Below are 15,110 nucleotides of genomic sequence, written 5' to 3' on the forward strand. Positions count from 1 at the left end.
CCTCCCGTCCGGTGGGGTGCCCCTCCGTCAGGAGGCGCTGGAGCGGTCGGCGACCGCCTCGTCGCGCTGCAGGTCGTGGCGGATCTCGGCGCGTGACCGGGGTGCGCCCACCACCGGGATCGAGTGGGTGACGGCGAGGTGCAGCCGCGAGTCGGCGTCGTACCGGAGGCGGAAGTGCTCGTGGCGGACGAGCCAGACGAGCGCGATCGCCAGCGCGACGAAGCCGGACGCGGCACCGACGCCGATCGCCCACCGCGGGCCGAAGGCGTCCGCGACGGCGCCGACGACGGGGGCGCCGATCGGGGTGCCGCCGGCGAAGATCGCCATGTAGAGCGCCATCACACGGCCGCGCATCGCCGCGCTGGTGGTGGTCTGGACGAGGGCGTTCGCGGTGGTCATGAACGTCAGCGATGCCAGGCCGACGAAGACGAGCACGATGGCGAAGGTCCAGTAGGTCGGGGCGAGGGCCGCCGCCGTGCACGCGAGCCCGAAGCCGCCGGACGCGATGACGAGCAGGCGCATCCTGGGGCGGTCGCGGCGGGCGGACAGGAGGGCGCCGAGCACCGAGCCGACCGCCATCACGGAGCTGAGCAGGCCGAACTCGCTCGCGCCCTTGTGGAACTCCACCCGCGCCATCGTCGAGGTGAAGATCGGGAAGTTCACGCCGAACGTGCCGACGACGAAGATCATCGCGAGGACCACGATGATGTCGGGTCTGGTGCGGACGTACCGGAAGCCGGCGATGATCTGGCCCTTCCCGCGCTTCGCCTTCGGTCGGTCGGCGAGCTGTTCGGGGTCGACGAACGCCAGGGCGCCGAGGACCGCTGCGAACGACGCCGCGTTGATGATGAACACCCAGCCGGAGCCGACCGCGGCGATCATCACGCCCGCGACCGCCGGGCCGATGAGCCGGGCCGCGTTGAACGAGGCGGAGTTCAGCGCGACCGCGTTCGAGACCTGTTCGCCGGTGACGACGTCGGAGACGAAGGCCTGGCGGACGGGGGTGTCGAAGGCGGCCACGATGCCGAGCGCCAGGGCGAAGCCGTACAGCCACAGGAGGGTCGCGGTCTCGGTGACGACCATGATGCCGAGGCCCAGGCCGAGCAGCCCCATCAGCGACTGCGTGACCATGAGCGTGCGGCGGCGGTCGAAGCGGTCGGCGACGAGGCCGGTCCAGGGGAGGAGCAGGAGCTGCGGCCCGAACTGCAGCGCCATCGTCGTGCCGACCGCGACCGCGTCGTTGTGGGTGAGCTGCGTCAGGACGATCCAGTCCTGCGCGGTGCGCTGCATCCAGGTGCCGACGTTGGACACGAGGGCCCCGGCGAACCAGATGCGGTAGTTGCGTCCCGAGAGGGACCGGAACATGGCGGTCACGGCTGGGCCAGCCTCCTCATGATGTCGGTGGCCTCGGTGAGCACGCGGCGTTCGGCGGGCGTGAGCACCGCGAGGCGCGGGGTGAGCCAGTCGTCACGGCGGCGTCGGGTCTCGAGGACGAAGTCCGCCCCGGCCGGGGTCGTCGCGATGAGCACCTTGCGGCGGTCGTCCCCGTGGTCGGCCTTCGTCGCGAGGCCGAGCTCCACCAGGGCGGCGACGGTCTTCGTCATCGACGGCGGGGTGACGCCCTCGTGCCGACTGAGATCCGCCAGGGACAGTGGGCCCTCACGGTGCAGGCGGGCGAGCGCGGAGAACACGGCGTCGCTCATGGTGCTGTCGGCCTTCTGGGCACGCAGGGTCCGGGAGAGCCGGTTCACGGCCACGCGGAAGTCGGTGCTCAGGTGGGTCACCTCGTCAGCCTAACTCATTAGTTCAGTGAACGAACTGGTTTGGCATCGGACGGTCCGCTGCGTCATGACCGGCGTATCGTGCGAGGTGCAGGCAACAGGTGTTGCCGAGAACTGGAGCAGGACATGTCAGAGTTCGAGGGCAAGGTCGCCGTCGTCACCGGTGGCGGCAGCGGCATCGGCGAGGCCATCGCGAAGGAGCTCGCCGCGGCGGGCGCGCGGGTCGTCGTCACCGACATCAAGCAGGACGCCGCCGAGCGGGTCGCCAGCGCGATCGAGGCAGCGGGTGGGACCGCCGTCACGTTCACGGCGAACTCGTCCGTCGCCGCCGACAACGAGCGTGCCGTGCAGTTCGCCGTGGACACCTACGGCGGGCTGCACCTCGCCGTCAACAACGCCGGCATCGCCGCCGCCCCGCAGCCCATCGGCGAGTACGACGTCGCCGCCTGGGACCGCGTGCGTGGCGTGGACCTCGACGGTGTCTTCTACGGGCTGCGGTACGAGATCCCGGCGATGCTGGCGTCCGGCGGCGGCGCGATCGTGAACATGTCGTCGGTGCTCGGCTCGGTCGGTCTCGCGCAGAACGCCGCCTACGTGGCGTCGAAGCACGCGCTCGTCGGCCTGACGAAAGTCGCGGCGCTCGAGTACACGGCGCAGGGCATCCGCACGAACGCCGTCGGCCCGGGCTTCATCGACACGCCCCTGGTGCGGTCGTCGCTGTCGGACGAGCAGCTCGCGGCGCTCGAGGCCGAGCACGCGGCGAAGCGCCTCGGCACCGACGCCGAGGTCGCCGCGCTGGTGCTGTTCCTGCTCAGCGACAAGGCCTCGTTCATCAGCGGCAGCTACCACCTGGTCGACGGCGGGTACTCCGCGCACTGAGGCGGCGGGTCCTCCCACGCGTGCTCGGTCCTTTCCTGCGCAGGAGGTCGAATCACGCGTAGCGGGTCGGATGTTCCGTCCCCCTATGCGCGATTGCGCTTGCCAGCGCGGGTGATGTGGGAAGGAACGCGCACCACGGGCGCCGGACTGGAGGCTCGGCTCACCTTCCCGACGTCGGGAAGGTGAGCCGAGCCTCCAGTCCGGCGCTGTGGCCGACTACGCGAGGATCGCGTCGTGCGGGAGCAGCGCGTGCACGCCCCACGTGCGGTTGGCGACCTGGGTGACGCGCATGCTGACGGCCACGCTGGCCATGGCGAGTGCCTCGGCGCGGGTGATGTCGTGCGTGCCGGCGATCCAGTCGACCATCCGGTCCAGGGCCGTGGCGGTCGCGGCGTTGAGGTCGGCGTCGAAGCCGAACGTGATGCGGCCGGCCGGGGTGTCGGCGTGGATGCCCTCGACCGGTGCTACGTCGAGGAGCGAGAGCGTCATGGTCGTCGTCATGCCGCACTCGACCGCGGTGCCGGAGACCTCGCCGTCGCCCTGGGCGGCGTGGCCGTCGCCGACGAAGAGGAGCGCCTCGGGGACCGTGACGGGCAGGTACAGCGTCGCGCCGGCCACGAGCTCGCGGCAGTCGATGTTGCCGCCGCCGACCGGGCGCGGCGGGATGGTGGAGTGCTCGCCGGTGGCCTCGGGCGGCAGGCCGACGACCCCGAGGAACGGCGCCGTGCGGACACCGAGCCCGAGCTGGTTGTGTGCGGTGCCCGTTGCGACGTCGATGTCCCAGAGGAGCGGGCCGCGCGTGGACGGGTCGGCCAGTCCGAGCGCGCGGTTGAGCTCGGTGTCGACGCCGCCGGAGCCGGTGTAGCCCCAGTCGTCCGGCACCAGGTCGTCGAAGTGGACCGCGAGGACCTGGCCGGGGCGGGCACCTTCGAGGGCGATCGGGCCGACCAGGCAGTGGCCTCGGCGTGCGTCGATCAGCGTCGGGACGTCGACGCCCGGTTCCTGCTGGCGTTCGGTGTAGCCGGCTGCACTCAGCGTGTGGACCGTGACGGTGTCGCCCGGGGTGGCCGTGAGGACGGGGGAGCGCTCGGCGGTGAAGACGTCGACGGCGGTGGCGGGGGAGGCCTCGAGGCGGTGGTGGGTCACGGGGCGATCATCCCAGGCGGGGTTGTGGGGGTTCGGGGGTGGGGTCGGTTGGTGAGGCGACGGGGTGCTGCGCGACAGGGGTGTTCACGCGAGACGCCGGCGTCTCGCGAGGCTTGCGGGAGGGGGTGCTGCGAGACAGGGGTGTTCACGCGAGACGCCGGCGTCTTGTGGTGCTTGCGGGAGGTCGGGGCCGGCGAGACGGGGGTGTCTGCGCGAGACGCCTCGGAACGAACGAGACGCCGCCGAAAGTGGCGGCGTCTCGATGTCGGGGCGGTGTCTCGCGCGGACGCCGGTGTCTCGGACCGAGACGCCGGCGTCTCGCGAGGCTTGCGGGAGGGCGTGCTGCGAGACGGGGGTGTCTGCGCGAGACGCCGGCGTCTTGTGGTGTTTGCGGGAGGTCGGGACCGGCGAGACGGGGGTGTCTGCGCGAGACGCCTCGGAACGAACGAGACGCCGCCGAAAGTGGCGGCGTCTCGATGTCGGGGCAGCGTCTCGCGCGGACGCCGGTGTCTCAGGTCGAGACGCCGGCGTCTCCGTCGCACGAGTCAGTGGAACTGGGGGATCGTCATCCAGATGCCGTAGAGGACCGCGGCGACGCACACCGCGAAGCAGAGCCCGGCTCCGGCGAGGGCGATCGGCGGCGTCGTGCCACTGCGGGGTGTCTCGTCGCTGTACTGCGTCTTCTCGCCGCCCGCATCGGCCGGTTGACCGACCCCGAGCAGCCGGAGGCCGAGTGTGTACAACAGGACGATCCCCACGGCCGCCACGAACCCCACGCCTGCGACGGTCGCGATCGCGGAGAAGTCGATGGTCATCGGAGTGCCTCTCAGCTCTCGGCAGCCACGGGCTCGCGCTCCGTGGTGCCCTCGTTGACGTCGCTCGCCGAGATCGGCTTGCGACGGGCCAGTGTGTAGAAGGTGAGTCCGCCGGCGAGGGCCAGGACCGCGACGATCACGAGCCCGATCGTCGAGGTCGAGGCCAGCCAGGTGGCCAGGCCACCGACCACCGCAGCCGACGGGAGCGTGATCACCCAGGCGATGACGATGCGCCCGACGACGCCCCAGTGCACGTCCGCGAGCTTCTTGCCGAGGCCGGATCCGATGACGGAGCCGCTCGTGACGTGGGTGGTCGAGAGTGCGAAGCCGAGGTGCGAGGACACCAGGATCGTGGCGGCCGAGCTGGTCTCCGCCGCGAAGCCCTGCGGGCTCTGCACGTCCGAGATCTTCTTGCCGACGGTCTGCATGATCCGCCAGCCGCCCATGTACGTGCCGAGCGCGATCGCCATCCCGCACGCCAGGATCACCCAGAGCTCGGGACCGGTACCCGCGTCCTGGTAGTTCGCGGCGATGAGGGTCAGCGTGATGACGCCCATGGTCTTCTGCGCGTCGTTCGTGCCGTGCGCGAGCGACACCAGCGAGGCCGAGATGGTCTGGCCGTGCCGGAAGCCGGTCGCGGCGCCGTGGGTCGTCGCGTTCTTCGTGATCGTGTACGCCAGGTAGGTGGCGGCCAGGGCGATCAGCCCGGCGATGACCGGGGAGAGCAGCGCGGGCAGCACGACCTTCGAGACGACCGTCGCCCAGTCGACCGAGTTCAGCCCGGCACCGATGATCGAGGCGCCGATGAGCCCGCCGAACAACGCGTGCGTGGACGACGACGGCAGGCCGAAGTACCACGTGCCGAGGTTCCAGAGCACGGCGCCGACGAGCCCGGCGAAGATCATCGTGGGGGAGATGTGGATGCCGTCCTGGCCCTCGCGGATGATGCCCTGCGAGACGGTCTTCGCCACCTCGGTGGACAGGAACGCGCCCACCAGGTTGAGGACGGCGGAGATGATGACGGCGGTGCGGGGCTTGAGGGCTCCCGTGGCCACCGAGGTGGCCATGGCGTTCGCGGTGTCGTGGAAGCCGTTCGTGAAGTCGAACACGAGGGCCACGACGATCACCAGTACGACGGTGACGAGGACGTCCATGGGCGTGACGCTAGGCCCGGTGCGTCGCGGCCGCGTGAACGGACGGTGAACAGGTCCGCGCATCTGCGAGGATGCTCACGTGCCCACGTTCTCTGCTGCCCGCGGCGACTCCTCGTTCGTCGATGCGCACGGTGTCGAGATCGTCTACTCCACCTGGCGTGCCGGTCGGCCGAAGGGGATCGTCCAGCTCGCGCACGGCGTCGGCGAGCACTCCCTGCGGTACGAGCCGCTCGCGCAGGACCTCGTCCGATCGGGCTACACGGTCGTCGCGAACGACCACCGCGGACACGGCCGGACCGGCATCCTCCAGTGGGAGGACGACCGCACGAAGCTCGGTCGGCTCGGCCCCGGCGGGCTCCGCGCCGCGATCGCCGCCGTCGAGCAGATGACCACCGTCGCGCGCGCTGACAGCCCCGGACTGCCGCTCGTGCTCCTCGGTCACTCGTGGGGGTCCCTGATGGCCCAGCGGATCGTGAACACCTCGAGCGAGTCGTACGAGGGGGTCGTCCTCTCGGGCTCCGCGTACCGGATGCCCGGGTCCATGAACGGCGGTGACCTCAACAAGCGGCACGCGGCGCTCGGGCCGACCCGGTTCGAGTGGCTGACCCGCGACCGAGCGGTCATCGACGCGATGGGCGCCGACCCGCTCGCGGTGGAGGGCGACGTCATCGCGCTCTTCGGCCTCCCCGACACCCTCCGCCTGCTCGGTGTCCCACGACGCGGCATCCCGCACGACCTGCCGATGCTGCTGCAGGTCGGGTCCGACGACCCGCTCGGCGGCCCGAAGTCGGTGCAGCGCCTGGCGCAGGCGTACCGCCGGCGCGGGCGGCTGTCGGACGTGACCGTCCAGGTGTACGAGGGCGCGCGGCACGAGGTCTACAACGAGACGAACCGGGACGAGGTCATCGGCCACCTGGTCGAGTGGCTCGACCGGGTGGTGGATTGACAACGCCGGCTTCCGCACCACCAGGAACGGACTGGAGGCCCGGATCACGTGAGCCGATCGGCGCACGTGATCCGGGCCTCCAGTCCGGCCTGTGATGCCGATCGCAGGAATAGGCTGGCGACGTGCATGGTGAGTACAAGGTCCCAGGTGGCAAGCTCGTCGTCGTCGACCTGGAGGTCGTCGACGACACCATCCAGGAGTTCCGCCTGGCGGGTGACTTCTTCCTCGAACCGGACGATGCGCTCCCGCTGATCGACGCGGCGGTCAACGGACTGCCCGCGACGACGGACTCCACCGGGGTCGCTGCCGCCGTCCGCGCGGCGTTGCCCGCGGACGCCGTGCTGCTCGGCTTCACGCCCGAGTCCGTCGGTGTCGCTGTCCGCCGTGCCCTGTCGCGCGCCTCGACGTGGAACGACTACGACTGGCAGGTCGTCCACGAGGGCCCGATCAGCCCGAACGAGCACCTGGCGCTCGATCAGGTCCTGACGGAGGAGGTGGGGGCGGGCAGACGTGGTCCGACCCTGCGCATCTGGGAGTGGGACCAGCCCGCGGTCGTGATCGGCAGCTTCCAGTCCTTGAAGAACGAGGTCGACCCCGCCGGCGCCGAGAAGTACGGCGTCCAGGTCGTCCGGCGGATCTCCGGCGGCGGCGCGATGTTCATGGACGCCGGCGCGATCATCTCCTACTCGCTCTACGTGCCGACCGCCCTGGTGCAGGGCATGACGTTCGCCGACTCGTACGCGTTCCTCGACGAGTGGGTGATCGAGGCGCTCAAGGCCCTCGGCATCGACGCGTTCTACCAGCCGCTCAACGACATCACCTCGGCCAAGGGCAAGATCGGCGGGGCTGCACAGAAGCGCCTCGGCACCGGGGCGCTGCTGCACCACGCCACCATGAGCTACGACATGGACGGCGAGAAGATGGTCGAGGTCCTGCGCATCGGCCGCGAGAAGATGAGCGACAAGGGGACCACCTCCGCCGCGAAGCGCGTCGACCCGCTGCGGTCGCAGACGGGGCTGTCGCGGGCGGCCATCATCGACTCGCTCATCGCCACGTTCACGCAGCGGTACAGCGCGACGCCCGGCCACGTCACGGACGAGGAGCGGTCCAAGGCCCGCGAGCTCGTCGAGACGAAGTTCGCGACGGCGGAGTGGCTCGAGCGGGTGCCGTGAGCTGACGAGCGGCCTCGGTGCGCGCCCCGGAACGGGGATGTCCGGCCCGGTCGAGGTGGCCCTAGGCTCGGGGCCGTGCTCCGCCGAACCCTCCTCCGTGCGTCTGCTCTGGTGGCAGCGACGCTCGTCGTCCCACTCGTCCTGGTCGGGTGCTCCTCGTCCGAGCAGGACCGAGAGGACGCCAGGAACGCGCAGTTCCGGCACTGGGCTGCCACCGTGCAGCGGGTGGTCGAAGACAGGCCGAACGGTCAGGGCGCCGCAGGGAGCCTCGGCAGCGCGGGTGCGGTGACCCTCACCCCCGACGCCGGGCACTGGGACGTGCTGGCGGTGTGCAACGGCATCGACCACATGTACTTCCGGGTCTCGGACGGCGATGCGTCGCACGTGCACTCCCGCACCGACGTGGCGTGCGGTGCCACGGCGCGGATCCCGCTCGACCTGGCAACGGCGCAGGACGTCCGGTTCCGAGGGCACCCGTACGACGAGGACGCGAAGGCGGTGTCCGACGACACCGCGTTCCTGTTCTGGTACTTCGCGATCGTGCCGCGGGGCTGGGAACCGCCGACTGCTGCCGGATGATCCTCGGCAACCGGCTGCAACCGATCAGTCGGATCTGGTCGGACGACATCGGGTCGGACCGATCGGAGGATGTCGGATCGCGAACATCCTCCGCGCGGCTGATCCGGTGACGCATCTGGTCACGTAGCGTCACTGCCGTGAACTGGATGATCCTGCTGGGGGCGATGGCCGCAGCGGTCCTCGTGACGTGGATCGCCGATCGCCTGGGGTGGATCGACCTGTCGAACAAGGCCACCAACAGCGGGGGATCCGGCGGCATCGCGTCGATGATGGACGAGGTCTTCGCGCCGACCCGGCACGAGACGCAAGCTGAGTACGAACGGCAGTCGCGCCTCCCGAAGGAGGCCCCGACGCCCGCCGGTGACGACCACGACCTGCTCAGCGGCACCGTGCTCATCCGCGTGCCCGCGGTGCGCCCGGCCGGACGGCACGTCGGCAGCATCGGGACGCACGACCGCTCGTACTGAGCGCACGTCCGCGGGCTCGCGCGTGAGGGTTCGCGCCTGCATGCTCGCGCGTCAGCGCGCATCGAGGGAGCAGAAGACGTCGAGTCGCTGCCGGCGAGGCGACGATTGCTGCTCCCTCGACGGAGGCGCGGAGCGCGGCGCGCGTCAGCGCGTCGTGAGCTCCTGGTAGTCCGGGTGGCGCTCGATCCAGGCGGCGACGTAGCTGCACTGCGGCACGACGCGGAGCGAGGAGCCTGAGCGCACGTCGTCCAGCGCGTGCTGCACGAGGATCGACGCGTGGCCGCCGCCGCGGTGTGCGGGCTCGACCTCGGTGTGCACGAAGCGGATCTCGTCGGCGTCGGCCTCGTACGCGGCGAAGCCGATCACCTCGCCGTCCTCGACGAGGGAGTACTGCTGCTGGTCGGTGTCGTTGCGGACGTCAAGAGCCATGCGCGCGAGGCTACGCGGCGATCCCGGACACCCGGTGGAGACGACCGGGCGTCATGGAACGACGAAGCCGCTGTCGTCCGACAGCGGCTTCATCGTGCTGGAGCGGGCTCCGGTGTGGCTACTCGGCCGAGTGGCGGCCGTGCTGGTGGTCGCCCTCGTCCGGACGGGAGGCCGTGCCCGGCTGGGAAGCGTCGGGACCGCTGGCAGCTCGCCCGGCATCCGACCCCGCGGCGTGCGCCGCGTGCTGGGTCCGGATGGCACCCGTCGTGGTGGCGGGCTCGTCCACCGGTGCAGCGGCCGAGTGGGCACCGTGCGTCGGCGCGTCGGGCAGGGGTGCCCGGGTGTCGCTCGCCCGGGGCAGCACCGAGACGCCGCCGCCCTCGACGGAGCGGGCGGACCGCGGTTGGGCGGGGACGTCCGGCGAGGTCGGGACCACGTGCATCGACCCGGTGTCCGGCGACACGAGCGAGCCCATGCCCGCTGCGGACTGCTGGGCGTCGACCGTCAGGCGGTCGTCGTCGCCGTCACCGTTGTCACCACCACCAGATGCTGCGGCACGGGCGGTGTCCGCACGCTCCTGCAACGCCGAGGTCTTGCGCAGCGGCGGCACGCGGAAGAACCACGTCAGCACGAACGCGATGAGGACCACGCCGAGGCCGACGAAGTACACCGTGACCGTCGAGTCGCTGAACCCGACCAGGAACGGACGGGTCAGGCGCTTGTCGGCACCGTTGAGGAACGAGGTGTCGCTCGTCGCGGAGCTCGAGGACGAGTTCGCGGCGGAGTCACCGTTCTTCAGCTGCTTGATGAGGGTCGGCGTGACCTCGTCGACGACGTTCTTCCGCTGGGCGGCGTTCGCGTAGTCGATCTGCAGCGTGCCGCCGTCACCGACCTCGGCGTTCGCCCGGCTCGCGGCGGTCTGCAGGGCCTGGCGCTCGGCGGCGGGCGTCGCGGCGGCGACCTGCTCGGAGATCACGGACTGCGCGGCTGCGGCCGGGACGGTCCCTGCGGCCACCTGCTGCTGGACAGCGGCGGTCACCTGCTTCGTCACGGCGGCGTCGGCGGCCTGCTTGGCCTGGACCGCGCCCCTGTCGAGGCCGTCCTGCACGTTCTGCTTGACCGGGTCGACGATCTTGGTCCAGATGTTGTCCATCACACCCTGGTTCTGGCGGGCGTTCGCGACGGACGGGGTGAGTGCAGCGTTGAGCGCACTCGAGAGGTCGGCCTTGTTCTGCATCGCCGTCGTGATGTTCGTCGGCATGAGCGTGAACAGCACCGAGAGGAGCACGGCTGTGCCCATCGTGCCGCCGATCTGGCGGAAGAACGTCGCGGAGCTGGTCGCGACACCGATGTCACGGGGGCTGACCGACCCCTGCGCGGCGAGGGTCAGCGTCTGCATGAGCTGCCCGAGGCCGAGCCCGATGAGGAACATGCCCGTCATCAGGAACACGAGCGAGCTGTCCGCGGTGAGGAAGGTCAGCACGGTGAAGCCGAGGGCCGTGAACGCGGTGCCGGTGACCGGGAAGATGCGGTACTTGCCCGTGCGGGACACGATCTGGCCGGACGCGATCGAGGAGATCATCAGACCGATGACCATCGGGAGCATCGCGAAGCCGGACTCGGTCGGGGTCACGCCCTTCACGATCTGCAGGTACAGCGGGATGGTCAGCATCGCGCCGAACATGCCGAAGCCGACGAGCACGGAGAGGATCGCGGCCATCGAGAAGACGTGCGACCCGAAGAGCTTCAGCGGCAGGATCGCGTCGTCGCCCATCGCGCGCTCGACGATGATGAACCCGATCAGGCCGAGCGCACCGATCGCGTAGCAGGCGATGGCGCCGGGGGAGGCCCAGCCCCACTCGCGGCCCTGCTCGGCGATGAGGAGCAGCGGCACGAGGGTGGTGATGACGAGCGTCGCGCCCCACCAGTCGATGCGGGGCTTGCCGCGGTCGCCGAACTTCGGCAGGTGCAGGAACGTCAGGACCATGAACAGGGCGATGACGCCGACCGGCACGTTGATCAGGAAGACCCAGCGCCAGCCGGACACGAAGAGGATCTGGTTCGCACCGGCGAACAGGCCGCCGACCAGCGGGCCGATGACGCTCGAGATGCCGAACACGGCGAGGAAGTAGCCCTGGTACTTCGCACGCTCGCGGGGGGCGAGCATGTCGCCCATGATCGCGAGCGGCAGCGACATCAGGCCACCGGCGCCGAGGCCCTGCAGCGCGCGGAAGCCGGCGAGCATGAGCATCGAGGTCGAGAACGACGCGGCGAACGAGCCGAGGATGAAGATGCCGATCGCGGTGAGGAACAGCGGGCGGCGTCCGAAGATGTCGGAGAGCTTGCCGTAGATCGGGGTCGTGATCGTCGAGGCGATCAGGTAGGCCGTGGTCACCCAGGCCTGCTGGTCGAGCCCGTGCAGGTCGTCACCGATCGTGCGGATCGCCGTGCCGACGATCGTCTGGTCGAGCGCACCGAGGAACATGCCGGCCATGAGGCCGTAGATCACGAGCAGGATCTGTCGGTGGTTCATCACGACGTTGGACGCCGTGGTGGTTCCCGCGGGGGCGGTCGCCGTCTGGGTCATGTGCAGGGTCTCCCGGTACCGAGGCGCTGTGGTCAGAAAATTGCGCTGTCTGCAAAGTTACATCTGCCGCAACCAGTCGGTCGTCCGGGAGCGGCTTCCTGAGTGGATCGGCAGGGATCCGCACGGGAACGGCACAGCGGTGTGCGTCGCCACCTGCTGCCCGATCGCCCGAGGCTACGCCCGCGCTGTCGGTGCGGTGGTCGGGTGACGACGACGCTCCTCGACGACGAGATCCTGTCCACCCTCCGCACCGCCGCCGACCGCGTCCGCGCGGCGATCGGCGCCGACGTCGGGGACCGGGTGGAGCGAGCGCTCACCCGGACGCTGCGGGAGACCATCTCGCTCGACGAGGACGGTGCCTTCGTCATCACGGGGGACATCCCGGCGATGTGGCTGCGCGACTCCACTACGCAGATGACGCCGTACCTGCGGCTCGTCGGGGAGAGCCCGGCGCTCGCCGACCTGCTGTGGTCCGTCGTGCGCCGGCAGTTCCGGCTGATCGACCACGACCCGTACGCCAACTCCTTCAACCGGGAGCCGAACGGGGCGCACTGGGACGAGGACGACCTGAACGCCGACCCGCTCGTGTGGGAGCAGAAGTACGAGGTCGACAGCCTGGCCTACCCGGTGACCTTCGCGCGCACCCTGTGGCGGAGCACCGGCTCGACCGACGTCCTCGACGAGCGCGCCCACCGGGTGTTCCGCACGATCGTGGTGCAGTGGCGGGCGGAGCAGGACCACGACGCGTCCGCCTACCGGTTCGTCCGCGCCGGTGCGATCCCCACCGAGACGCTGGCCCGTGACGGCCGAGGGACGCCGGTCGGTCCGACGGGCATGACGTGGTGCGGCTTCCGGCCGTCGGACGACGCATGCACGTACGGCTACAACGTCCCCGCGAACCTGTTCGCCGCCGAGGCGCTGTCGGCCGTCGCCGAGCTGGCACGGGCGGTCTGGTCCGACGGCGCACTGGCCGACGCGGCCGACGTGCTCCGGACGGAGATCACCGCGGGAGTCGCACGGCACGGCGTCGTCCCCGGGCCGGACGGCACCGACGTCTACGCGTACGAAGTCGACGGGCTCGGCGGGGTGCTGCTGATGGACGACGCGAACACCCCGTCGCTGCTGTCGTTGCCCCTGTCGGCGCCGTCGGTCGTCGACGAGACCGTGTGGCGGGCGACCCGGTCGTTCGTGCTCTCGCCGGCGAACCCGTTCTGGTTCTCGGGCTCGGTGGCCGCGGGCATCGGCAGTCCGCACACGCTGCCGGACCGGGTGTGGCCGATCGCGCTCGCCGTGGAGGGCCTGGTGTCGGGATCACCGGCGCGGCGCCGGGAGCTGCTCGACGTGCTCGTCGCGACGGACGCGGGCACCGGGGACATGCACGAGTCGTTCGACGTCGACGACCCGACGCAGTTCTCGCGGCCGTGGTTCTCGTGGGCGGACGCGATGTTCTGCGAACTGGCGATGGTGGCGGCGGAGGACTGAGCCCCCGCCGCCGACCGGGATGACTAGGCGCCGAGGGCGGCGTCCACGATCTCCTTGGCCTCGCGCTGGACCTGCTCGAGGTGCTCCTGGGACACGAAGCTCTCGGCGTAGATCTTGTAGACGTCCTCGGTGCCCGACGGGCGGGCGGCGAACCACGCCTTGTCGGTGACGACCTTGACACCACCGACGGCCGCGTCGTTCCCGGGGGCCTTCGACAGCTTCGCGGTGATCGGGTCACCTGCCAGGGTCTCGGCGGTGATGGCGTCGCCGTCGAGCTTGGACAGGCGGGCCTTCTGGTCCTTCGAGGCCGCTGCGTCGACACGCTGGTAGACCGGGGCGCCGAAGCGCTCGGTGAGCTCGGTGTAGAGCTGCGACGGGGTCTTGCCGGTGACCGCGACGATCTCCGACGCCAGGAGCGCCAGGATGATGCCGTCCTTGTCGGTGGTCCAGGCGGTGCCGTCGGTGCGGAGGAACGAGGCGCCGGCGGACTCCTCGCCACCGAAGGCCACGGAGCCGTCGATCAGGCCGGGCACGAACCACTTGAAGCCGACCGGGACCTCCCACAGGCGGCGGCCCAGGGACTCGGCGACGCGGTCGATGATGCTCGAGGAGACGAGGGTCTTGCCGATGGCGGCGTCCTCGCGCCACTGGGGACGGTGCGCGTAGAGGTACTCGATCGCCACGGCGAGGTAGTGGTTCGGGTTCATCAGGCCACCGTCGGGCGTGACGATGCCGTGGCGGTCGGAGTCGGCGTCGTTGCCGGTGAGGACGTCGAACTCGTCCTTGTGGGCGAGCACGGACGCCATCGCCGAGGGGCTCGACGGGTCCATCCGGATCTTGCCGTCCCAGTCGAGCGTCATGAACGACCAGGTCGGGTCGACGTCCGGGTTCACGACGGTGAGGTCGAGGCCGTAGTGGTCGCGGATCGCGTTCCAGTAGGGCAGCGAGGCCCCACCGAGCGGGTCGGCGCCGATCTTCACGCCGGCACGCTTGATCGCGTCGATGTCGATGATGTTCTCGAGGTCGGCGACGTACGTGTGCAGGAAGTCGTAGCGGTCGGGCGTCGCGTGCTCGCTGCGCTGCACCTCGGCGTTGCCGCCCTCGATGATCGCGTTCGCGCGGTTCGCGATCCACGAGGTGGCGTCGCTGTCCGCGGGGCCGCCGTGCGGGGGGTTGTACTTGAAGCCGCCGTCGCGGGGCGGGTTGTGGCTCGGCGTGATGACGATGCCGTCCGCGGTGTCGGTGTTGCCCGCGCGGTTGTACCGGATGATGGCGTGGCTCAGCGCGGGAGTCGGCACGTAGCCGTTGTCGCTGTCGGCGAGGACGTGGACGTCGTTCGCGGCGAGGACCTCGAGGGCCGTGCGCTCGGCGGGCCCGGACAGCGCGTGGGTGTCACGGCCGATGAAGAGCGGGCCGTCGGTGCCCTGGGACCGCCGGTACTCCACGATCGCCTGCGTGATGGCGGCGATGTGGGTGTCGTTGAACGCGGTGTCGAGCGAGGACCCGCGGTGCCCGGACGTGCCGAACACCACCTTCTGCTCGGGCACGGACACGTCCGGGACGCGGTTGTAGTAAGCGGCGACGAGTTCGTCGAGGTCGACGAGGTCGTCTGCGGTCGCGGGGGTGCCGGCGCGGTCGTTCATGCGCCCATCCTGGCATCGTCCGCGTGGACA

General features: G+C 70.6%; 14 protein-coding genes. 6 read left to right on the plus strand and 8 right to left on the minus strand.

Translation table 11 applies throughout. From position 1 onward, the window contains the following. Positions 1–27: 27 nt before the first annotated feature. The gene (locus tag BIU98_RS08215; RefSeq protein ID WP_083393106.1) at positions 28–1,374 is read right to left on the minus strand and encodes an MFS transporter; all 1,347 of its coding nucleotides are present in this window, start codon (positions 1,372–1,374) and stop codon (positions 28–30) included. Continuing rightward, positions 1,371–1,784, minus strand: coding sequence for a MarR family winged helix-turn-helix transcriptional regulator (locus tag BIU98_RS08220; RefSeq protein WP_071274626.1), 414 nt, complete (start codon positions 1,782–1,784; stop codon positions 1,371–1,373). The genes BIU98_RS08215 and BIU98_RS08220 overlap by 4 nt, the downstream gene beginning before the upstream one ends. A gap of 123 nt (positions 1,785–1,907) precedes the next feature. Between BIU98_RS08220 and BIU98_RS08225 the strand changes: the two genes are divergently transcribed. Next, positions 1,908–2,660 (plus strand): SDR family NAD(P)-dependent oxidoreductase, encoded by a 753-nt coding sequence (locus tag BIU98_RS08225; RefSeq protein ID WP_071274629.1) that lies wholly within the window; start codon positions 1,908–1,910, stop codon positions 2,658–2,660. Between the two features lie 216 nt (positions 2,661–2,876). Here BIU98_RS08225 and BIU98_RS08230 read toward each other — a convergent pair whose 3' ends face one another. The 3 genes from BIU98_RS08230 to BIU98_RS08240 form a co-directional block, all read right to left on the minus strand. Continuing rightward, positions 2,877–3,806: an acetamidase/formamidase family protein gene (locus tag BIU98_RS08230; RefSeq protein ID WP_071274632.1), complete on the minus strand. Its 930-nt coding sequence runs from the start codon at positions 3,804–3,806 to the stop codon at positions 2,877–2,879. Between the two features lie 545 nt (positions 3,807–4,351). Continuing rightward, on the minus strand, positions 4,352–4,621 hold the full coding sequence (locus tag BIU98_RS08235; protein ID WP_071274635.1) for a hypothetical protein: 270 nt from the start codon (positions 4,619–4,621) through the stop codon (positions 4,352–4,354). An 11-nt stretch (positions 4,622–4,632) separates the two neighbouring features. Beyond that, the gene (locus tag BIU98_RS08240; RefSeq protein WP_071274638.1) at positions 4,633–5,775 is read right to left on the minus strand and encodes an inorganic phosphate transporter; all 1,143 of its coding nucleotides are present in this window, start codon (positions 5,773–5,775) and stop codon (positions 4,633–4,635) included. A 79-nt stretch (positions 5,776–5,854) separates the two neighbouring features. On the opposite strand from BIU98_RS08240, the gene BIU98_RS08245 reads away from it, so the two are divergent. From BIU98_RS08245 to BIU98_RS08260, 4 genes are all read left to right on the plus strand, one after another. Beyond that, on the plus strand, positions 5,855–6,721 hold the full coding sequence (locus BIU98_RS08245; protein ID WP_071274641.1) for an alpha/beta hydrolase: 867 nt from the start codon (positions 5,855–5,857) through the stop codon (positions 6,719–6,721). Between the two features lie 122 nt (positions 6,722–6,843). After that, entirely contained in the window at positions 6,844–7,893 is a 1,050-nt protein-coding gene (locus tag BIU98_RS08250; RefSeq protein WP_071274644.1) for a biotin/lipoate A/B protein ligase family protein, read from the plus strand. Between the two features lie 75 nt (positions 7,894–7,968). Then, positions 7,969–8,472, plus strand: a complete 504-nt coding sequence (locus BIU98_RS08255; protein WP_139200635.1) for a hypothetical protein — start codon at positions 7,969–7,971, stop codon at positions 8,470–8,472. Between the two features lie 137 nt (positions 8,473–8,609). Then, entirely contained in the window at positions 8,610–8,939 is a 330-nt protein-coding gene (locus BIU98_RS08260) for a hypothetical protein (protein ID WP_071274650.1), read from the plus strand. Positions 8,940–9,083: 144 nt separating this feature from the next. Here BIU98_RS08260 and BIU98_RS08265 read toward each other — a convergent pair whose 3' ends face one another. After that, a complete protein-coding gene (locus BIU98_RS08265) occupies positions 9,084–9,368 on the minus strand; it encodes a GNAT family N-acetyltransferase (RefSeq protein WP_071274653.1) in 285 nt (94 codons plus the stop codon). 118 nt (positions 9,369–9,486) lie between these two features. Continuing rightward, the gene (locus tag BIU98_RS08270) at positions 9,487–11,955 is read right to left on the minus strand and encodes an MDR family MFS transporter (RefSeq protein ID WP_071274656.1); all 2,469 of its coding nucleotides are present in this window, start codon (positions 11,953–11,955) and stop codon (positions 9,487–9,489) included. Between the two features lie 204 nt (positions 11,956–12,159). On the opposite strand from BIU98_RS08270, the gene BIU98_RS08275 reads away from it, so the two are divergent. Then, positions 12,160–13,437, plus strand: a complete 1,278-nt coding sequence (locus BIU98_RS08275; protein WP_071274659.1) for a glycoside hydrolase family 125 protein — start codon at positions 12,160–12,162, stop codon at positions 13,435–13,437. 23 nt (positions 13,438–13,460) lie between these two features. On the opposite strand, the gene pgm is transcribed toward BIU98_RS08275, so the two are convergent. Further along, positions 13,461–15,080 carry a phosphoglucomutase (alpha-D-glucose-1,6-bisphosphate-dependent) gene (pgm, locus tag BIU98_RS08280; protein WP_071274662.1) on the minus strand — a complete coding sequence of 540 codons (1,620 nt, stop codon included), beginning with the start codon at positions 15,078–15,080 and terminating at the stop codon, positions 13,461–13,463. Between the last annotated feature and the right edge of the window lie 30 nt (positions 15,081–15,110).

It is taken from the genome of Curtobacterium sp. MMLR14_010 (assembly GCF_001865015.1).
GTDB lineage: Bacteria > Actinomycetota > Actinomycetes > Actinomycetales > Microbacteriaceae > Curtobacterium.